Source organism: Legionella sp. PATHC035 (assembly GCF_026191115.1).
GTDB lineage: Bacteria > Pseudomonadota > Gammaproteobacteria > Legionellales > Legionellaceae > Legionella.
In genome coordinates this window covers 293,459-312,017 of record NZ_JAPHOT010000001.1, presented here as the reverse complement: position 1 = coordinate 312,017, position 18,559 = coordinate 293,459, and the positions used below count along the sequence as shown (strand labels likewise).

Below are 18,559 nucleotides of genomic sequence, written 5' to 3'. Positions count from 1 at the left end.
GGAGTTTAAGCAAAAAGAAGATATAAACAGATTTGGAAATTTTGCAAAATAAAATAAAGCTGCTGAATGAATTAATGGATTATCATAACTTAAGGATAAGTGATGACACCACAACACGTAATAAGTCAGTTGCTTGACTCTGACTCAGCTCAATATGCTCAAAATCTGGATTTATTAAAAAAAATAATTATTACTGCCTACTTAGGTCGTCTACAAATCAACGGCTTACCCCCTGATAATAAAATTGCCTTAGGAAACTATTTATTTGACAACGAGCAGATGATGTTCGATTTCACACGTCTAAGTGAAGAAAAAAGAGCCCTATTTATGCAGTGGTTCTTAGATCCGCATCAAGAAGATAAAACAAAGGTGTTTTTAAGGGGTGTTACCGTAAATGAATATCGAGGTTTTACTGCTGAGGTCCCTTTGTCATGGTGGGGTAGATTAGTAAGCTGGTTCCAAGGGTTGTATCTAGACTATTGGAAAATAAGCGATATCGATTTGTCGCTGAAAAAAATATCTCATTATCAATTGACTGGAATTGAGATGTGCAAAGGGACTCATGGAATATTGATCGGCTTCAATCAATTTCTAGTACCTGGAACCGGAACAAAGTACAAAGCCCACAATGATTTACAACAAGAACCTTTAGGCAATACAAAACGAATTTTTATTACCGATAAATTAGTCGAACAGCTTATTACGCTCAATTTAAAAAATATCAAATTTGAATCGGTATGCAAAAGCCCACATCCTCAATCAATAGAAGTGTCTGATCCGCAGGAACGTCTCGATAAAATGTATGATTATCGAAAAATGCAGCGATTTGTATCCATGAAACCTTGGTATATTCGAATTTGGATTTGGTTATTTCCATGGTTGGGTGAGGAAAAGGTTAAAAGCAAATCTATTAAAGAAAGACAAATAGTTCCCTTATATGAATCAAAAAAAATAGAAATATATCGATTTTTAAAATCTCATGAGGTTTTAGTCAGAGAAAGAAAACCTAATATAGAAAATATTGTTCTTTGCGGTGGTGGTGCAAAAATTTTTGCCCATATTGGGGTTTGGAAGGCGCTAAATGAAGCCAGAATATATCCTGAAAAGTTTGCGGGTAGTTCTGCGGGCGCCATTATGGCTTTAATGTGTTATTTAGGCTATTCAGCGGCTGAAATTGAAGAATTATTTAAACATTTTAAACATGAACATTTAGTTCATTTTGATATTAATATTAATGGAATTTCAGAGGCGCATTCGTTAAAGACAGCTCTTGATTATGCAATTGCCTATAAATTAAATGAAATCGTTGCTCAATATCGAATTCCGTATCCAGAAGGAAAAATTACTTTCGCAACTTTAGAGGAGATAAGAAAAAAATGTCCTGGATGTGGCATAGGGAAAGAGTTGGTGGTGACGGCTACGAATAAGCGTAAAGGCGAAACGCGCTATTTTTCATTTCTACGCTCACCTAATTTTGAAGTAAGTGAGGCAGTGAAAACATCAGCAAGTTTTCCTATAGTTTATCGTTCGACGGATATTGATGGAGATCCACATAATGATGGTGGTGTATTGAATAATTTTCCTACCGAAGCCTTTGTGGATGATCATACAACATTACTCGAATCCGAATATGGTAATAATTTAAAAGTACTCGCAGTCAAATTCGATGATGGCCCCGAAAGAAAGGCAATAGATCGGGTAATGGATAGAGTATATAGAGAAAATATAGTATTAAACTGGATTTATCGCTTGCTCACTGGGGTTAGTGATCCTGCCAGTGGGTGGGAAAAAGACCGTTTGAAATTAAGAAAATATGCATGCCAATCGATTGTGATCAATGTGGATAATGTATCTACCTCATCATTTACGGTGGAAGAGAAAACCAGAAAACAAATGATTGAGTCAGGTTACAAGGAAACAATAAATTACTTAAATATGCGCTATCAAAAAAATGAATTTGATGAGTATGATAATGAGGAATTCATGTATGAGACGTTCAGCTCTTTAGGCGAATTGCTCTCGTATTGTTGTTATAGAGGCGATAGACAATGGTTTGATAGGGTGTATCAACTTCTTGAGGAATCTACTGCTCCTAATCGCGTTGATTTGCTCAAACAGGCTCAAGAATTAAAAGCTCTTTATTTTAATTCGGGATCTTCTTCGTTAAATAGCCCCTTACATGAAGAACGTCCATTAACTTTTTTTGGTAATGAAATACCGCACAGCTTTTCTTCTACAGTGAGAATGGAGAATCACAAAATTTTACTTGCGGTATATCCAGTATTCTTAAAGCTCTCGCAGTCTTTATTAAAAGACAGCACGGACAAAAAAATCTTTGATTACGCTCGGCATTCATTTTTGTTGAAAGATCCTTTTGCTTGCTTAGATCATTTTGCAAAAATCCGCAACGAGACCCATTTAATGCTGCATATTGTGATTCAGTTATTAAAAGAACTTAAAAAAAATCCAGGTAAAGAGGTTTTTGATGCATTGAGTCAGGTGCTTGATTTGTTGAATGGGAATAAAAACATGGATAAAGACGAGTATTTTGCACGTTGGGATTTATCTTTTCCCCAATGTTTACGTATGTTGCGTATATGGAGCAAGGATTCTCAAATTAGTACGCGTTTACTTCGTTCGATGAGCAGAAAAAGTGAGCCTTTGCAAACCGTAGTTTCAGGTGTTTATTATGAAGAAGAGGATGACTCTGATGAGGCATTTTCTTTTAGCATGTAATATTTTGCAATACATGATATTTTATTTACTTCCACTCGCACCAGGAATAGACATGGAGTAGTATTTATTTGTATGAAAATTAAAGGTTTTACACTTCTTGAGTTAGTGATAACAATGGCATTATTTATAGGGTTATCACTATTAGGAATTGCTTCATATAGTTATTTCATCAATAAAAATGAGCAACAAACAATAATTGATGAGCTACGAGCAGCAATTCAATATGCCAAGATTCAGGCGATAATTCTTGGCAATCCAGTATATCTTGCTCCCATAGATAGTTCATCTGATTGGTCAAATGGTATGGTTTTGAGTTTTTTTGATAAACAAACCAATCAAGCCCAATTGATTTATCAATGGCAATGGAGTCATCGACGTTGGAGTTTGAATTGGGAGGGCGCGGGTTCAACAAATAAGATCATATTTTCTACTTTTCTTGGACAGGCAATGAGCAATGGACATTTTACCTTAATTAATAAAGTGACTCATCAACAAGTCACTTTGATTTTAAATCGACTGGGAAGAATAAGGGTCAGCAATAACTTGTCGCTGGAGCGTTAATTTTGTAAGATCTTACTGATAATATTTTGTTTTAAGTAATATCATCGATGGCTATTAATACCCAATCTATTTTTACAATAAATGCAAAAAGATCCGAGACTCTTACCGAGTGGCTCAACTATCAATCTTCATTAACTGATAAATTGCAGCAAATAAACGGTGAGGCAAAAATTGAACTTATTTCACAATGTTGGAAAAATACTGATTGGTGGAATAAAAATCTTTTACAAATTCAAGATGATATGGTTTTTCAGCGTGACATTATTATGAGAAGTCATGGTGTCGCTTATTGGTATGCCCGAAGTATTATTCCTAAAAAATGCTATGACCTCGCTCCTGATTTTTTTGGACGTCTTAAAAATGAATCCATAAAAAACTTAATTTTTGATGAAGAAAACGTGCGTCGCGTGCAATGGATCAGTTATCCCGCCGATCAACAATGTTTAGAATATCATTGGGTAAAACGAAATTTTGATTCAGCTCATGGTGTACTTTGGGTTCGTCTCGCAGAATTTTCATTTCAACAAAGGCAGTCATTTTATTTAGTTGAAATTATGTTACCCGAACTTGAGAATTTGAATCCATGAAATGGAATGCGTATTGGCGATTAATGCGATTTGATAAACCCGTAGGAATTTTATTGCTATGGTATCCTACTGCATGGGCTTTGTGGCTAGCAAACAAAGGAGAACCATCACTGCGACTGTTCCTCCTTTTTTTAAGCGGTACAGTTCTGATGCGAGCAGCGGGCTGTGTCATTAATGATATTGCAGATCGAAATATCGATAGGCATGTCGCCCGCACTAAATTAAGACCACTGACTGCTGGTGAGGTGACTTTACCCGAGGCTTTTCTTTTATTAATCGCATTGCTTTTAGCCGCATTGTTTATATTGATTCAGTTACCGCGAAATTGCTTTTATCTTGGATTAATCGCATTATTTGTTTCTTTGCTCTATCCATTTTGCAAACGTTTTTTAGACGCTCCACAACTGATTCTTGGTTTGGCATTTTCTATGGGAATACCTATGGCTTATGTCGCCTCAGGTTTCTCGTTAACTATTGAATGTTTTTTATTATTTTTAATCAATTTTTGTTGGATCCTTGTTTATGACACCATGTATGCTATGGCCGATAAAGCAGATGATTTACGAATTGGGGTAAAATCTACTGCAATTTTGTTTGCTGATAATGATCGATTGATTATTGGTGTGTTACAAAGTTTATTTCATGGCTTATGGCTCTATTGGGCATTGGTAAATCAAATGAGTTTATTTTTTTATATTATTTGGTGTGCAGCGGGTTTTATCTTGATTTACCAACAGAAACTTATCAGGAAAAGAGAACCTCAGGATTGTTTTAAAGCGTTTCTCGTGAGCGGGTACTATGGTGCATGGATGTGGTTAGCAGTTGCGATATAACAAATGAGCTTGAATGTTTATTTAATAAACGAATTGACGCGCTAAAAAGCAAAAAAGGGTAATCAATAGAGCTCTAATTAATGAATGCATCTAAAGTCTTAGGTCATCTTTTAGGAACTAACAAAGCCTGGCTGTTTGCAACCAGGCTCTATTCACATCAAAGAATGATTCATCCAATAGATGTTGTGATTGATACAGTCTATTAAAACGTCTCACTTCCATTGTCTGCTACAACACGTGTGTGTTTTCCATAAATTACAAGAATTTTTTGTTTTGTTTTAAGCCGGAGATCTTCGGACTGAACAACAGAAATAATTCCACCAGAATTCAATTTAATGACGTACTCAACACCACGGGTTTGACTGTAACCATTATCTACAAACCCATTGCTTGTGCTTTTAGTCATATTATTCATGTTTCGATGTAAGTTCACCGGACGTTTAGAAATAATTGTCCCGGGTATTACTTTTTTAACTTTGCCAACTTCATTTGTATCATACTCACCGGGAGGCAATGCTTTATTGCAGCTTATTAAAATAAAGCCAAAAAGCAATATTAAAACAGATTTAAATAAGTTGATTTTATTCATAGGGCTTAAACTCCAGTTAGGACATGACCGAAATAAGACCGAGTCATATCATCAATTTAATGTTTGGCCGCACGAAGTATAACCGAGAATTAAATTATTTTTAACAGTTCGTTTAATAAACTGCTCGCTCCTATGCGAAACCAGCTTTTGTGAATTTGTTTGTCGATTATTAGTTCTGAAAGCATCGCATAATTGTATGCATCTTGGGTTTTTTTAACACCCCCAGAAACCTTAACGCCACAGTCAGCTTTTGTATCTCTAATTGCAGTTAAAATCGCAAATACTGCGGATAAAGTTGCACCTGAAGGGATTTTACCTGTAGATGTTTTAAGAAAATCGCAACCTGATCCAATTAGCTCTTTACTTGCATTATAAATGGTTTGCATGTCAGGGAAAGCGCCCGTTTCCAAAATAATTTTTAAAACAAGATTATGTTGTTTGCATGTTTCAGAAACAGCACGACATTGGGCTAATGCTTTTTGTTTCTGTCCCTGTAGATACAAATGATATGGAAGGACATAATCAATTTCAGTCACGCCTAATTGTATCGCTTGTTCTATAGAGGCAAGTGAAGAGTCTAATTCATCCTTTCCATGAGGAAAGTTGACCACTGTTGCCAAGGGAATAATATTTTGCGAGGAACACTGTTCTAGATGTTGTAAGTAAATACATAGTGCAGCAACATGATTCAGATTGGCATTCTGTTTTAATTGAGATAATGATTCATCGGTTGCTTGCTCATCCAATAAGGTGAGATCGAGTGTATGGATCAGTTGCTTGGCGGTTATCCCACAATGAGGATAACTGCCAAGCAAAACAGACATGACCTCGTTAAAATGGGTCTCTAAAGTCACTTTAAGCTCGCAATATATTGTTTAAGGATAAGATTAAGCTGCTCAGCGGCACTTTCTGCCATGGCAACTACTGATTCATGACTATGAGCTGTTTTTGAAAGGCCAGTCGCGTAATTAGTTATCATGGCAATTACTGCTACATGCATAGAGCAGTGGTTTGCTACTAAAACTTCTGGAACTGTAGACATTCCTACCGCATCTGCTCCCCAAATTTTAAATGCTTTAATTTCTGCGGCCGTCTCATAGTGTGGGCCTAGTACAGAGATATAAACTCCTTCAGTCAGCTTGATTGAATTTTTTTCTGCAATTGATAATAAATCGAAACGCATCTGTTTATCATAAGCATTATCTAAAGGATAAAATCTTGGACCAAACTCATCATCATTCGGACCTATTAAAGGGTTACTTGGTTGCAAATTGATATGGTCGGAAATGAGCATTAGTTCCCCGGGGCCAACATCTTCTCTTAATGAGCCTGAGGCATTGGTTGCAATAAAATGGGTGCATCCTAGAAGTTTGATAGTACGAACGTAGGTCTTAACCGTCTCATAGTTTTCGATACCTTCATACGTATGAGCTCGCCCTTGCAAACAAACAACACCTACGTTGTTCCAATAGCCAAGAATTAAATTACCACCATGTCCTTGTACTGTAATTTTGGGAAATCCAGGTAATTCATCATAATTGATACGTATTGAATCTTTTAATTCATCAGCAAATTTACCTAATCCTGATCCCAAAACCACCGCAATAGTTGGCTTAAATGAAGGATAGAGTTTTTTGATATGGTTTGCTGCTAAATGAGCATAGTTCTGCTTGGTTGCAGTATCGGTCATACAAATTTTCCTATTATGTTAAGAGTTAAAATCAAACTTAAAAGCCAGCGGCAGGAGTTCATCAATTTTTAAGCTATGCAATATCGAATCTTTGTTACATAGATGGACTAGGGTATCGGGTGTTGCAAACTCATAAATCCTTTGTCTGCACGCACCACATGGTGAACACAATGCATTGGTTCCTGCAAGTACCACCATACTTTTAATATGCTGCTCCCCCGCAGAAACCATTGCTGATATTGCTGAAGTTTCTGCACATACTGCCAAACCATAAGAGCTATTTTCCACATTGACGCCTGTATACAGATTATCTTTATCCGTACAAATACAACAGGCCACACTAAATTTGGAGTAGGGTGAGTAAGAATGAGCAAGTGCTTGATGTGCATTTTTAATCATTGTGGTAATTTTGGGATCCATAATAAGTCTCAATAAAATAGATACAATTTATTCAATTATAAAAGACTATTGCTACTAAGACTATGTCCTCCTGCAATTTCTTGAAGTTGCACTGCATCATTTAATTCAATAGAGTTTGAAAATTTTTTATTAGTTTTTTGATTGGGACTGGAGAACAAGCTGCTCCAACAGCCTGGTTCAGGCGTATCAGCATGTTCGGGGGAAGGTGACGGGCCCAGTGTATCGCCCATTTGCACATAACTACCAGGTCCAGGTTCAGGGGCTGGTTTATGTTCCCCAAAAGAGGAGGTAAGCCAGAATTCAAAGGCCAAAGCACCAAGCCCTACACAAACGATCAGCGAAAAAATAGTAATAGGGATTGCCATAGGAGGAAATACGAATATAAGAGTGGCTGAGATTGCGGTGACTAATGAGATAGCAGATGATGTTGTAGCATAGGCAAAATAAGCACTTTGCTTAGAATAAGGGGTATTTTTATCCTGTGGGTTTCTTAATTTATGATATTCGCCAACGGTCCATACCAGGTTACCCAGAAGAAAGAGCCAAGCTGCTGGAGGGAATAGGGCAGGGATAAAAACCGCAGCAATACTGAGGATAGTTGCACCTAACCCTATGAATGATGAATAAAAAAATTGTTCTTTTATTTGGGCAAAACCGTACCATTTTTGATAGTGTTCTTTATGATCTGGATGAAGAATGGATGCTGTAAGCCAAGAAAGATATGCGAGTAAATAGATCCCCAGTGAAACAAATCTGAAAGCAGCTGATACAATTGGAAAAGGCAGATATTGGAGCTTTGAAAGCAAAAAGCCAGCGAAGAATAAAATACCACTTGCTTTATCTAATTTCTGAGCTACGGTCATTCTATAAATAGTCCTGGAGAGTGTCTAACCCTAAGCATTGTACCTTAATTAGACAGAAAAAAATAGTTCATTTTCAGACACTAAGAAGAGTCAGCATGGATGTCCTACATGGTCATAAGCGAGTCTAATTCAGTTTTTTCGATTCGAGCTGCACTCGCTAGATTTGCATTAAGAATAATTCGTACAAGCAATCCCCCGCCCAAATTATTTTGAGCCATGATTTTACCATGATGCATTTGAATCGCACGAGATGCTATAGCCAAGCCTAAACCATATCCGCCAGTTTTCTTTGCTCTCGATGTATCGACTCGATAAAAGGGATTAAATATTCTCTCTAACTGATCCTCTGGAACGCCTGGTCCTTTATCACTAATGTCGATGCATACGTGTTCTTTGGTTTCATCATGTTTTAATGACACCGTAACCTGTTCAGCAGCCGGTGAATAATGCAACGCATTGCGCACCACATTTTCTATTGCTCTATGAATCAAACGTTCATCGATTAATAAGTGGCAAGGCTCAATTACTCCGGCCAGGACTCTAGGGGCATCATCACCAACCTCATAATTGGCATCTTCGATAATACGAAACAAAAGCTTAGAAAGATCGATTTCAGATAAATTAAGTTCAGTTGTTGATTTTTCTAAGCGAGCAAAGTCTAAAACTTCTGTAATCAAGGCATTTAAACGAGAACATTCAAGCTCCATACGGTTGAATTCGGTATCTGCCAAATGTTGTGTTTTATTGCGCCCCAATTCGATGGCAATTTGTAGTCGAGCAAGAGGGGAGCGTAATTCGTGAGAAATATCTTGCAGTAATCGTTCTTTGGAATTAACCAATCTTTCCAGTTGCTCTGCCATGCGATCAAATTCTTTACTTAATTGCGCAATTTCATCGTTATGATGGCCTCTTAAATGTCCGACACGCGTATTTAATTTTCCCGTCGCAATTGATTTTGCTGCCATGCCTAGAGAACGCAACGGCTGAGTTAAGTAGCGTGATAATAAATAACATATTAGTCCGCTGATAAATGTTGCTAAGATAAGACGAATAGCCAGGCCTGCCCACGGTACACCAACAAAATGATAGATAGGTTTTTCACTAACCGCTGCAAGACGATAGAATTTTCCCGAGGTAGATAAAATTTCATGACTTACTATGAGTTTTCCTGACTTTAAAATACCTTCACTCAATTGATCTTGAAGCAGGTTTTCAGCGACTTTTTTGACATTTTCTGGCGCTGCCTGTGTTCCAATAATTTCACCAGTACTGGACAATAAATAAATGGACATATGACGAGAAATGCCTATTTTATTCAGCCATTTTAATAAAGCAGCTTGCCTGCCTGATTCATAAGTAGCAACTGCGGCATTTGCATAGCTGTCCATAAAGAGTTGTTCTTGTGCGGGTAATGATGACTTTTGTACAATATGGCTAATGACCCATGCAGTAGTGAAAATAATAAGTATGGTGGCAAGCCAGAATGAAATGAAAATTTTCCAATATAAACTACGCATTAAACATATATCCAAAGCCACGAACCGTCTTCACTATGGGTTCGCCTTGAGGATTATCTCCTAACTTGTTTCTTAGGTTACTGATATGAACATCAATGCTGCGATCATAAGCGGTGTATTTTCGCCCAAGAGCATATTCAGTAAGCTCCTCTTTTGAGAATGCTTGTCCTGGTGACTTAATAAGCATCTCCAAAATATTAAATTCGGCATTGGTTAACTCAAGATAACTTCCGGCCATCGTTACATGACGTTTAGAACAATCAACAACAATATTATGTTGTTCAATGATTGGTCTTGAAGTGGGAATTTTTTGAGTACGTCTCAAGATTGCACGTAAACGAGCAACCAATTCACGCGGATTACAGGGTTTAGGCAAGTAATCATCAGCGCCAATTTCAAGACCCACGATACGATCGATGTCATCCCCCCGAGCAGTTAACATGAGTACAGGGGTCTCCAAATGTTCCCGAATTGCTTTTAATACCTCAAAACCATTTAGTTTAGGCAGCATCACATCGAGAATAATCGCATCAAAAGTTTGATTTAAGGCTTTTTTTACGCCACTCTCACCATCATGGACACATATCGCGTTAAATCCCTCAGGGACCAAATATTGGGACAATAAATCTGTCAGCTCTGTATCATCATCAATTATGAGAATATTACCATTCATACTTCATTATGCCTTACGTTTATCAATACATTCCATTAATTTAATTCTTCTGGCATCTGCATTAATAATTCTAAATTCAAAAGAATCAATTGTAATGGTTTCGCCTCGTGAAGGTAAATGACCAAAACTATTCATTACAATACCACCAATTGTATCATAAAATTCATCACTAAAATCGGCATTCAGTTGTTCATTAAATTCATCAATAGGCATATGGGCTTTGACAATATAGTGCCCATCCTCATGTACTTTAAGGTAAGCATCTTCATCGATATCAAACTCATCTTCAATATCGCCGATTATTTGTTCGATAATATCCTCAATGGTTACAAATCCGGAAACTTCGCCATATTCATCCACAACAATAGCCATGTGATTTTTGTTACTACGAAACTCACTGAGCAAGCTATCGAGACGTCGGCTTTCAGGAACAAAAGCCGCCAAGCGACAAATATCCAACAAATCAAAGCTATCCAGATTAGACGATTGATAGCGTAGTAAATCCTTTGCATGGAGTATCCCAATGATTTCATCTGCATCTGCAGCAATGACTGGAAACCTGGAGTGCCCGGTTTGGGTTACGGTTTTTATAATATCGGAGAACTCATCGTTTTGCTTAATGCAAACCATTTGATTTTTAGGCAACATAATATCGCGTACGCGCATCTTGGAAAAAGAAATAGCTCCTTCGATCATTGCCAAAGTTTCTGCACTGATAAGAGAGCGAATTTGAGCGTCCCTTAATAAGCTAACAAGTTCCTCTTGATTTTGTGGTTCTCCTTGTAAAAACTGTTTAAAGCGAGCAAACCACGTACTATTGTCTTCCTCTTTATTCAAGTTCAATACCCTCTGCGTCGTAAGGATTAGGAAACCCCAGTTCCGCTAACAATTTAATTTCAATAGCTTGCATTATAGTGGCTTCATCATCCTTAATATGATCATAGCCCAATAAATGCAGTATTCCATGAATCAAAATCAATGCCCAATGGGCTTCCAAAGTTTTATTAAGCTGTTTACTTTCTTCGACTAATACCTGCGGACAAATAACAACATCACCCAAGAGTGGGCATTCCAGTTGTATTTCAGGAGGCAAAGCACTGGGAAATGAGAGTACATTTGTTGTCTTATTTTGCTTTCTGTAAGTGTGATTTAAGTAGATCATCTCTTCTGGTGTAACGAGACGGATCGTCAGTTCAGCCTCTTTTTGATTATCCCTCAAAGCCAAATGTGCTAGGCGCATTAATTCATCTTCACTAACAGGTAAGGATTCATCAGTTGCATTTTGAATATCGATATAATAACTCATTATTTTTTTCCTGTTGATGCATTATCATAGCAGTCAACAATTTTAGATACTAAAGGATGTCGTACTACTTCCCGACTTGTGAACATATGAATACTAATTTCCGGTATTTTTTTGAATAATCCTACTGCATGGGCAAGTCCAGAATCAATACCCTTAGGCAAATCTACTTGAGTCATATCTCCAGTTACCACCGCTTTTGAACCAAAACCTATGCGAGTTAAAAACATTTTCATTTGCATAATAGTCGTATTTTGCGCCTCATCTAAAATAATAAATGATTCATTTAAAGTTCGTCCGCGCATAAATGCCAAAGGTAAAACTTCGATTATATCAGTTTGAATTAATTTTTGTGTTTCTTTAAAACCTATCATTTCATATAAAGCATCATAAATTGGTCTTAAATAGGGTAATACCTTTTCCACCAAGTCTCCTGGTAGGAAACCTAATTTTTCACCTGCTTCAACTGCGGGTCTAACAAAAATCAATCTTTGTACTTCCCCTTTTTCAAAACATTGTATGGCTTTAGATACAGCCAAATAAGTCTTCCCTGTTCCAGCAGGACCAACAGCGAAAGTTATGTCAGATCGATCAATTGAATCGAGAAAATCTGCTTGTTTGTTATTTCGCGCAGCAATCGATTTTCGGCATAATTTAACGTGATGAACATTGTGAATCATTATTTTTTGGTTTTCCTCAATAAAGTAATATATATTATGAGTATAGTATTTATAATACTTTTTGACCTTGAAAAATATAGGTATGCAAGAATAGTGCAGAAAGCACATCTTCTGCAAGATTTATGCTACAATCATTCTTTTTGATATAACACGAATTCATGATCGATCTTCATTGTCATAGCAGTTTTTCTGATGGAGTTTTAAGTCCAAAAGAACTAATACAAAAAGCGCAAAATCAAAAGATAAGGTGTTTGTCACTCACCGATCACGATACTGTTGCCGGTTATTCAGAATTACTTGATGCAACCGCTGCGACATCCATTAAAATAATAAATGGCATAGAATTTAGTGTTCGATGGAAAAAGCATGAATTACACATTCTTGGTTATCAAATAAATCATACTGCAGATTTTCTGGAACTGATTGAGCGGCAAAATCAAAGTAGAGTTAATCGCGCGCAGCAAATTGGTAGCGCTTTAGAATCACTTGGTATTTCCGATGCTTACTTAAAAGCATGTCATTTGGCAGGTCATGAACGAGTCGGAAGACCTCATTTTGCACAACTTCTTGTTAATGAAGGAATGGTTAAGGATCTTGCGGCCGCATTTAAACGCTTTTTAGGAAGAGGTAAGTGTGCCTATGTGTCTACTCTCTGGATTAGCCTTCAAGAAGCAGTGCAGGGCATTATTGCTGCTGGCGGCCAGGCAGTCATCGCTCACCCACTTAAATATGGATTGACGCGTTCTAAATTGCATGAGTTAATTAATGAGTTTAAAGAAGCAGGTGGAGTAGGAATAGAAGTCGTCTCGGGGGAAATGACAGTAACTGAAGTTAATGAAATGGCTGCAACATGTCTTCGTTTTCATTTATTAGGTTCTTCTGGTTCAGACTATCATAGTGATCGCACTTCACGTGTTAATCTTGGTGGTCAAAAACAGCTACCAGCAAACTGTACGCCTATTTGGCATGAATGGAACATATAACAGGGGACTTTATGAGTCAGTTTTTTGCATTACATCCTGATAATCCGCAAGCTCGTTTGTTGAGAAAGGCGGTAAATGTTATTGAGGAAGGTGGTTTAATTGTTTATCCCACAGATTCAGGCTACGCATTAGGTTGTAGTTTGGGGAACAAGGCCGCGCTCGAACGCATTAGAAAATTACGTCAATTGGATAAGAATCATAATATGACTCTTGTATGCCGTGATCTATCGCAACTTGGCACGTATGCTCGAGTATCAAATCCAATATTTCGATTATTGAAAGCATTCACACCGGGTTCCTATACTTTTATTCTTAATGCAACACATGAGGTTCCTCGTTTAATGTTGCATCCAAAAAGAAAGACATTAGGATTACGGGTTCCTAATAACCTGATTACACTGGCACTGTTGGATTGTCTTGATGCTCCTTTAATGAGCACCACATTAATTCTTCCTGGTGCCAAGGCGCCATTAAGTGAACCAGAAGCGATTCGAGATCTTTTGGGAAATCAAATCGATTTGGTTATTGATGGGGGTAATTGTGGGCATGAACCCACAACGGTAGTTGATTTAACTGGTGATTATCCAGTGATAATAAGGGAGGGTAAAGGTGATCCTGAGCCCTTTAGATAATTAATAATTAAAAAAAGAGGATATTGATGTCAGCACTATTTAGTTCCAATAAACGAGTTGTTTCTGGAATGCGAGTCAGCGGAAGATTACATCTTGGGCACTACCATGGTGTAATAAAAAATTGGATTAAATTACAACATCAATATGATTGCTTCTTTTTTGCAGCCGATTGGCACGGCTTGACAACACAATATGATGAACCTGGTTTTATCGAAAACCATTTATGGGATATGATTATTGATTGGCTAGCTTGTGGCGTAAATCCTGGATTATCACGAATATTTATTCAATCATGGGTCCCAGAACATGCAGAGCTTCATTTACTCTTATCCATGATTACCCCTTTGGGCTGGCTTGAAAGAGTGCCCAGCTTTAAAGATCAGCAAGAAAAAATAAAAGAGAAGGATTTATCCACTTATGGTTTTTTAGGCTATCCCTTATTACAAAGTGCCGATGTTCTAATTTATCATGCCGATTATGTTCCAGTTGGCGAAGATCAGGTATCTCATATTGAGTTGACCCGAGAAATTGCGCGTCGATTTAATCACATCTATGGTAAGGAGCCTAATTTCGAAGAGCTTGCTGCTGAAGCAATTAAAAAAATGGGGAAAAAGAACAGCAAATATTATAGTGAATTACGTCGACAATTTCAGGAGCATGGGAATCACGAAGCGATTAAAACAGCACAGGCTCTTTTAGAGGATCAGTCTAATTTATCTATCGGCGATAAAGAGCGTTTATTAGGCTATTTAGAGGGTAGTGGTAAAATTATTCTCCCAGAACCGCATCCATTACTGACAGAGACTGCCAAGATGCCTGGGCTTGATGGACAAAAGATGTCTAAGTCTTATCACAATACAATTATGTTAAGAGAGCCGCCGGCACAAGTCGAAAAAAAGGTATTGACGATGCCAACTGATCCAGCACGAGTCAAACGAACCGACCCAGGCGAGCCAGAGAAATGCCCAGTTTGGCAATTTCATAAAATTTACTCAAATAATGAAGTGAAAGATTGGGTACAAAATGGATGTCGTTCTGCAGGGATTGGTTGTATTGAATGTAAAAGACCTGTTGTGGATGCAATTAACAAAGAGCTACAGCCTATCCAGGAAGCAATTTCTGAATATGAATCTGATTTAAGCTCCGTGAAACGAATCGTTTCTGAGGGGAGTGAGGCAGCGCGAGAAGTGGCTAGTAAAAATTTGAGTACGGTTCGAGAAGTCATGGGACTCGATTATTGATGTCTCCAGTATGGGGGCTCTTGCGTGTTATAATAATCACCACGGGCTTCATTATTATTAGATAGAAACTGTCGTTCCCGCGAAGGCGGGAGTTTCTTTTTAGTGCGGCATAAGACTACTTTGAGAATAGATTCCCGTCTGTTTTTGTTTGGGAATGACATAAATTTTTTAGAATAATGACCGTAGGTCCAGGTTTACCCATTCTATCGTTGATTATGTCGATCTTTGAAAGTGTACTGACCAGCTGAATAAGAATGAGTTGTTAGCATGGATATTGAAATATCAAGCAATCCGGAAGTGAAAGCAATAGTTGATGGTAAGGAGCTTACAGAGCTTCCGGATGATTTATTTATTCCTCCAGATGCGCTTGAAGTTCTGCTGGATTCATTTAGCGGTCCGCTCGATTTGCTTTTATATCTCATACGCAAACAGAATATTGATATCTTAGATATTCCTATTGTGAGTATTACCAATCAATATTTGCATTACATTCAATTAATGGAATGTAGACGATTGGAGTTAGCCGCTGATTATTTGTTGATGGCTGCAATGCTTGCAGAAATTAAGTCACGGTTATTACTACCAGCACCACCTACTAGTGATGAAGAGGAAGAGGACCCTCGAATGGCACTCGTAAGAAAATTACAAGCCTATGAACAAATAAAAATTGCAGCAGAGCTGCTTGATGCACTCCCTCGACAAGAGCGTGATCACTTTATGATTCAAGTAGTCCCCTCAGAGCTTGAGAGGATAATCGTGCACCCAGAAGTGACGCTCGAGGATTTAATTGATGCAATGAAATCATTATTGAAAAGAGAAGAACAAATAAGTCATCATCAGGTCTCTCGTGAAGCGTTATCTGTTCGTGAGCGTATGAGCGATATATTAATTCAGCTACAAGAACACAAGCTCTTGGAATTTAATCAATTATTTTCTAATAAAGAAGGTCGAATTGGATTGGTTGTCTCTTTGTTGGCTATTTTAGAGTTAGCACGACAATCACTGATTGTGATTACGCAAAATGAACCATTTTCACCAATACATTTACAGGCAGCATAAAATGGATGAAAAGGAGTTAAAAAACATAGTGGAAGCATTACTCTTAAGCAGTAATGAACCCGTATCTCTTGATAGAATGTTAGAGGTCTTTGATGAGTGGCAAAGACCCACTAAAGAGTATTTAAGTGTTATTATCAATGACCTAAAGGAGGAGTATGCATCTCGATCTTTTGATTTGGTACAAGTCGCAACTGGGTTTATTATTCAAACAAAAAAAGAATACAGTAACTGGATTGCGCGAATGCAAATTGAGAAACCCGCAAAATACTCGCGTGCTTTACTTGAAACTTTAGCCATTATTGCTTATAAGCAACCCGTTACTCGAGCAGATATCGAAGAGCTGCGTGGAGTCGCAGTAAGCAGTCAAATAATGAAAACACTGCTGGAGAGAGAATGGATTCGTATTTCCGGTTATAAAAATGTAGCAGGTAAACCTGCTGTATATACAACGACGAGAGAATTTTTAAATTATTTTAATTTAAAATATTTAAATGAACTTCCAACCTTACCTGAGGTCATGGAAGCATTAACCTTACACAATCCTAACGAAGAGTATACTACCGAATGAGCAGCGAAAGGTTACAAAAAATACTAAGCCAAGCAGGTCTTGGATCGCGACGAGAAATGGAGCGATGGATAGAGAATGGCTGGGTACAAGTGAATGGAAAACCGGTTAAATTAGGGGACTCAGCAAGTGCTGAAGATAAGATCACGGTAAAAGGAAAATTAATTCCCAATCCACTTAAGGTAAGACAAAATGTACGTATTCTTCTGTACCATAAGCCTGTTGGAGAAATTTCTAGCCGCCATGATCCTAAATTTGAAAAAACAGTTTTTGATCATTTACCTCACTTAAGACAAGGTCGTTGGGTGCAAGTAGGACGTTTGGATTTGAACACCTCTGGGTTGCTTATCTTTACGAATAATGGTGATTTAGCCAATCAGTTAATGCACCCCAAATATGGTTTAGAAAGGGAATATGCTGTGAGAGTGCATGGTCAGGTGAGTCCTGAAGCCTTAAACAAGCTACAAAAGGGAGTTGAACTGGAAGATGGAGTCGCTAAATTTACTCGTTTAGAATTTCGCGGCGGTGAGGGGGCTAACTCTTGGTATCATGTGACTTTAAATGAGGGGCGTAATCGAGAAGTCCGCCGCCTATGGGAGTCGCAAGGTGTCGAAGTCAGCCGGTTAATACGTATACGCTACGGTCTACTCACTATGCCAAGGTACTTGTCACGGGGACAGTGTTATGAATTAACCCCAAAAGAGGTTACTGAGTTTTTGGCTTCTTTACCAAAGGAATAATTGAAAAAGCTTGAAGCGTATCGACCCCTAGAGTGTAATTTCCTGATTGCGCTAGGCAAATCTGGGCTAAGAAACAACCAAAAATTGATTCTCATATGTGTAGGTTGGTGCTTGGCAACCTACATCTGATTTATCACTCGATCTTAAACCGTATAGTTTTTGTGACTAAAGGGTTTAAGGGACTCTGCAATTTGTTTATATAATTCAGGAAGCCATCTGGGTTGAGCAAATGTAGAAGTTGATGGTTTACCTTTGCGCAAATCATTTGGGGCAATAATGACTTGAATGTTATCAAGACCAACACGACGTGCCAAAATAAAAAGCTGATCTATGGCTAGATCGCCTACAGCCAAACAACCCACCGATAAATTTTTACCATGAATAAAAATATTATTTCCTAAGTTTCTTCTCCCATCTTGATAACCTTTTTGCTTATCAAAATTATTGGGATAATTAATCATCATGGATAAATGCATACTACTAAAAGGGTTGAAATTAACCAGTCTATAAACCCCTTCAGGAATTTGTTTGTCATTTTCACGTAACTTAGGTCCTAGCCGACCACTAAAACCAGTTAACGGATAGTCGTGTATATGTTTCCATTTTTGATTGGTATTTTTAGCCCATAGCTCTACTTTTCTTTCTGATTTAAAAGCGAGTAAGGCGATCTCACTTGGGGGATAACTGACTTTTGCTTTGGAGAAGTAAGATTTGAGCCGGGGTTCAACTCGTAAACCATAGCGTTTTATTGCTTTGTCAACCGCTTGGTCCCAATTAAGTTTAGGGGCCATTGCATGGCAATTGAAACTAAGAATCATTATGGTAATAGATAAGAACCGTTTCATATAAATATTAAAGTGCTGAATTATTGGCATATTATCAAAGAT

22 protein-coding genes are annotated in these 18,559 nt (G+C 37.7%); 11 read left to right on the top strand and 11 right to left on the bottom strand.

Features of this window, described 5'->3' with window-relative positions:
- Positions 1-102: 102 nt before the first annotated feature.
- The 5 genes from vpdC (at position 103) to OQJ13_RS01355 (ending at position 4,923) form a co-directional block, all read left to right on the top strand.
- Positions 103-2,736 carry a Dot/Icm T4SS effector VpdC gene (gene vpdC / locus OQJ13_RS01375; protein ID WP_322783737.1) on the top strand — a complete coding sequence of 878 codons (2,634 nt, stop codon included), beginning with the start codon at positions 103-105 and terminating at the stop codon, positions 2,734-2,736.
- A gap of 72 nt (positions 2,737-2,808) precedes the next feature.
- A complete protein-coding gene (locus OQJ13_RS01370; RefSeq protein ID WP_265708652.1) occupies positions 2,809-3,297 on the top strand; it encodes a GspH/FimT family pseudopilin in 489 nt (162 codons plus the stop codon).
- A gap of 47 nt (positions 3,298-3,344) precedes the next feature.
- The gene (locus tag OQJ13_RS01365; protein WP_265708651.1) at positions 3,345-3,884 is read left to right on the top strand and encodes a chorismate--pyruvate lyase family protein; all 540 of its coding nucleotides are present in this window, start codon (positions 3,345-3,347) and stop codon (positions 3,882-3,884) included.
- A complete protein-coding gene (gene ubiA / locus OQJ13_RS01360) occupies positions 3,881-4,717 on the top strand; it encodes a 4-hydroxybenzoate octaprenyltransferase (RefSeq protein WP_265708649.1) in 837 nt (278 codons plus the stop codon). The genes OQJ13_RS01365 and ubiA overlap by 4 nt, the downstream gene beginning before the upstream one ends.
- Positions 4,718-4,797: 80 nt before the next feature.
- Positions 4,798-4,923, top strand: a complete 126-nt coding sequence (locus OQJ13_RS01355) for a hypothetical protein (RefSeq protein ID WP_265708647.1) — start codon at positions 4,798-4,800, stop codon at positions 4,921-4,923.
- Here the strand turns inward: OQJ13_RS01355 and OQJ13_RS01350 are convergent.
- From OQJ13_RS01350 to OQJ13_RS01305, 10 genes are all read right to left on the bottom strand, one after another.
- On the bottom strand, positions 4,920-5,306 hold the full coding sequence (locus tag OQJ13_RS01350) for a hypothetical protein (protein ID WP_265708645.1): 387 nt from the start codon (positions 5,304-5,306) through the stop codon (positions 4,920-4,922). The genes OQJ13_RS01355 and OQJ13_RS01350 overlap by 4 nt on opposite strands.
- Before the next feature lie 89 nt (positions 5,307-5,395).
- The gene (gene deoC, locus OQJ13_RS01345; protein ID WP_265708643.1) at positions 5,396-6,160 is read right to left on the bottom strand and encodes a deoxyribose-phosphate aldolase; all 765 of its coding nucleotides are present in this window, start codon (positions 6,158-6,160) and stop codon (positions 5,396-5,398) included.
- Positions 6,157-6,996, bottom strand: coding sequence for a purine-nucleoside phosphorylase (locus OQJ13_RS01340; RefSeq protein ID WP_265708641.1), 840 nt, complete (start codon positions 6,994-6,996; stop codon positions 6,157-6,159). The genes deoC and OQJ13_RS01340 overlap by 4 nt, the downstream gene beginning before the upstream one ends.
- Before the next feature lie 18 nt (positions 6,997-7,014).
- Complete coding sequence (cdd, locus tag OQJ13_RS01335; protein ID WP_265708640.1) at positions 7,015-7,416, bottom strand: cytidine deaminase; 402 nt, start codon at positions 7,414-7,416, stop codon at positions 7,015-7,017.
- A gap of 35 nt (positions 7,417-7,451) precedes the next feature.
- Positions 7,452-8,279 (bottom strand): hypothetical protein, encoded by an 828-nt coding sequence (locus tag OQJ13_RS01330; RefSeq protein WP_265708638.1) that lies wholly within the window; start codon positions 8,277-8,279, stop codon positions 7,452-7,454.
- Positions 8,280-8,383: 104 nt separating this feature from the next.
- Entirely contained in the window at positions 8,384-9,796 is a 1,413-nt protein-coding gene (gene cpxA, locus OQJ13_RS01325; RefSeq protein ID WP_265708637.1) for a two-component system sensor histidine kinase CpxA, read from the bottom strand.
- Positions 9,789-10,469 (bottom strand): two-component system response regulator CpxR, encoded by a 681-nt coding sequence (gene cpxR, locus OQJ13_RS01320; protein ID WP_265708636.1) that lies wholly within the window; start codon positions 10,467-10,469, stop codon positions 9,789-9,791. Before cpxR ends, cpxA begins: the two co-directional genes overlap by 8 nt.
- A gap of 6 nt (positions 10,470-10,475) precedes the next feature.
- The gene (locus OQJ13_RS01315; RefSeq protein WP_416209899.1) at positions 10,476-11,312 is read right to left on the bottom strand and encodes an HlyC/CorC family transporter; all 837 of its coding nucleotides are present in this window, start codon (positions 11,310-11,312) and stop codon (positions 10,476-10,478) included.
- Positions 11,299-11,775 carry an rRNA maturation RNase YbeY gene (gene ybeY / locus OQJ13_RS01310; protein WP_265708631.1) on the bottom strand — a complete coding sequence of 159 codons (477 nt, stop codon included), beginning with the start codon at positions 11,773-11,775 and terminating at the stop codon, positions 11,299-11,301. Before ybeY ends, OQJ13_RS01315 begins: the two co-directional genes overlap by 14 nt.
- Positions 11,775-12,452, bottom strand: a complete 678-nt coding sequence (locus OQJ13_RS01305; protein WP_081776853.1) for a PhoH family protein — start codon at positions 12,450-12,452, stop codon at positions 11,775-11,777. The genes ybeY and OQJ13_RS01305 overlap by 1 nt, the downstream gene beginning before the upstream one ends.
- 158 nt (positions 12,453-12,610) lie before the next feature.
- Here OQJ13_RS01305 and OQJ13_RS01300 point away from each other — a divergent pair, with 158 nt between their 5' ends.
- The 6 genes from OQJ13_RS01300 (at position 12,611) to rluB (ending at position 17,672) form a co-directional block, all read left to right on the top strand.
- Positions 12,611-13,435: a PHP domain-containing protein gene (locus tag OQJ13_RS01300; RefSeq protein ID WP_265708629.1), complete on the top strand. Its 825-nt coding sequence runs from the start codon at positions 12,611-12,613 to the stop codon at positions 13,433-13,435.
- Between the two features lie 11 nt (positions 13,436-13,446).
- Positions 13,447-14,067 (top strand): L-threonylcarbamoyladenylate synthase, encoded by a 621-nt coding sequence (locus OQJ13_RS01295; protein WP_265708627.1) that lies wholly within the window; start codon positions 13,447-13,449, stop codon positions 14,065-14,067.
- A 26-nt stretch (positions 14,068-14,093) separates the two neighbouring features.
- Positions 14,094-15,308, top strand: coding sequence for a tryptophan--tRNA ligase (locus tag OQJ13_RS01290; protein ID WP_265708626.1), 1,215 nt, complete (start codon positions 14,094-14,096; stop codon positions 15,306-15,308).
- A 267-nt stretch (positions 15,309-15,575) separates the two neighbouring features.
- Complete coding sequence (locus OQJ13_RS01285; protein WP_265708624.1) at positions 15,576-16,367, top strand: segregation and condensation protein A; 792 nt, start codon at positions 15,576-15,578, stop codon at positions 16,365-16,367.
- Position 16,368: 1 nt separating this feature from the next.
- The gene (gene scpB, locus OQJ13_RS01280; protein ID WP_265708622.1) at positions 16,369-16,935 is read left to right on the top strand and encodes an SMC-Scp complex subunit ScpB; all 567 of its coding nucleotides are present in this window, start codon (positions 16,369-16,371) and stop codon (positions 16,933-16,935) included.
- Complete coding sequence (gene rluB / locus OQJ13_RS01275; RefSeq protein WP_265708621.1) at positions 16,932-17,672, top strand: 23S rRNA pseudouridine(2605) synthase RluB; 741 nt, start codon at positions 16,932-16,934, stop codon at positions 17,670-17,672. Before scpB ends, rluB begins: the two co-directional genes overlap by 4 nt.
- Before the next feature lie 143 nt (positions 17,673-17,815).
- On the opposite strand, the gene OQJ13_RS01270 is transcribed toward rluB, so the two are convergent.
- On the bottom strand, positions 17,816-18,463 hold the full coding sequence (locus OQJ13_RS01270) for a L,D-transpeptidase family protein (protein WP_416209898.1): 648 nt from the start codon (positions 18,461-18,463) through the stop codon (positions 17,816-17,818).
- Positions 18,464-18,559: the final 96 nt, after the last annotated feature.

Excerpts from the sequence above, each read along its gene's own strand:
- vpdC (WP_322783737.1), top strand. The coding sequence starts at position 103 with ATGACACCACAACACGTAATAAGTCAGTTGCTTGACTCTGACTCAGCT.
- OQJ13_RS01370 (WP_265708652.1), top strand. The coding sequence starts at position 2,809 with ATGAAAATTAAAGGTTTTACACTTCTTGAGTTAGTGATAACAATGGCA.
- OQJ13_RS01365 (WP_265708651.1), top strand. The coding sequence starts at position 3,345 with ATGGCTATTAATACCCAATCTATTTTTACAATAAATGCAAAAAGATCC.
- ubiA (WP_265708649.1), top strand. The coding sequence starts at position 3,881 with ATGAAATGGAATGCGTATTGGCGATTAATGCGATTTGATAAACCCGTA.
- OQJ13_RS01355 (WP_265708647.1), top strand. The coding sequence starts at position 4,798 with ATGAATGCATCTAAAGTCTTAGGTCATCTTTTAGGAACTAACAAAGCC.
- OQJ13_RS01350 (WP_265708645.1), bottom strand. The coding sequence starts at position 5,306 with ATGAATAAAATCAACTTATTTAAATCTGTTTTAATATTGCTTTTTGGC.
- OQJ13_RS01340 (WP_265708641.1), bottom strand. The coding sequence starts at position 6,996 with ATGACCGATACTGCAACCAAGCAGAACTATGCTCATTTAGCAGCAAAC.
- cdd (WP_265708640.1), bottom strand. The coding sequence starts at position 7,416 with ATGGATCCCAAAATTACCACAATGATTAAAAATGCACATCAAGCACTT.
- OQJ13_RS01330 (WP_265708638.1), bottom strand. The coding sequence starts at position 8,279 with ATGACCGTAGCTCAGAAATTAGATAAAGCAAGTGGTATTTTATTCTTC.
- cpxA (WP_265708637.1), bottom strand. The coding sequence starts at position 9,796 with ATGCGTAGTTTATATTGGAAAATTTTCATTTCATTCTGGCTTGCCACC.
- cpxR (WP_265708636.1), bottom strand. The coding sequence starts at position 10,469 with ATGAATGGTAATATTCTCATAATTGATGATGATACAGAGCTGACAGAT.
- ybeY (WP_265708631.1), bottom strand. The coding sequence starts at position 11,775 with ATGAGTTATTATATCGATATTCAAAATGCAACTGATGAATCCTTACCT.
- OQJ13_RS01305 (WP_081776853.1), bottom strand. The coding sequence starts at position 12,452 with ATGATTCACAATGTTCATCACGTTAAATTATGCCGAAAATCGATTGCT.
- OQJ13_RS01300 (WP_265708629.1), top strand. The coding sequence starts at position 12,611 with ATGATCGATCTTCATTGTCATAGCAGTTTTTCTGATGGAGTTTTAAGT.
- OQJ13_RS01295 (WP_265708627.1), top strand. The coding sequence starts at position 13,447 with ATGAGTCAGTTTTTTGCATTACATCCTGATAATCCGCAAGCTCGTTTG.
- OQJ13_RS01290 (WP_265708626.1), top strand. The coding sequence starts at position 14,094 with ATGTCAGCACTATTTAGTTCCAATAAACGAGTTGTTTCTGGAATGCGA.
- OQJ13_RS01285 (WP_265708624.1), top strand. The coding sequence starts at position 15,576 with ATGGATATTGAAATATCAAGCAATCCGGAAGTGAAAGCAATAGTTGAT.
- scpB (WP_265708622.1), top strand. The coding sequence starts at position 16,369 with ATGGATGAAAAGGAGTTAAAAAACATAGTGGAAGCATTACTCTTAAGC.
- rluB (WP_265708621.1), top strand. The coding sequence starts at position 16,932 with ATGAGCAGCGAAAGGTTACAAAAAATACTAAGCCAAGCAGGTCTTGGA.
- OQJ13_RS01270 (WP_416209898.1), bottom strand. The coding sequence starts at position 18,463 with ATGGCCCCTAAACTTAATTGGGACCAAGCGGTTGACAAAGCAATAAAA.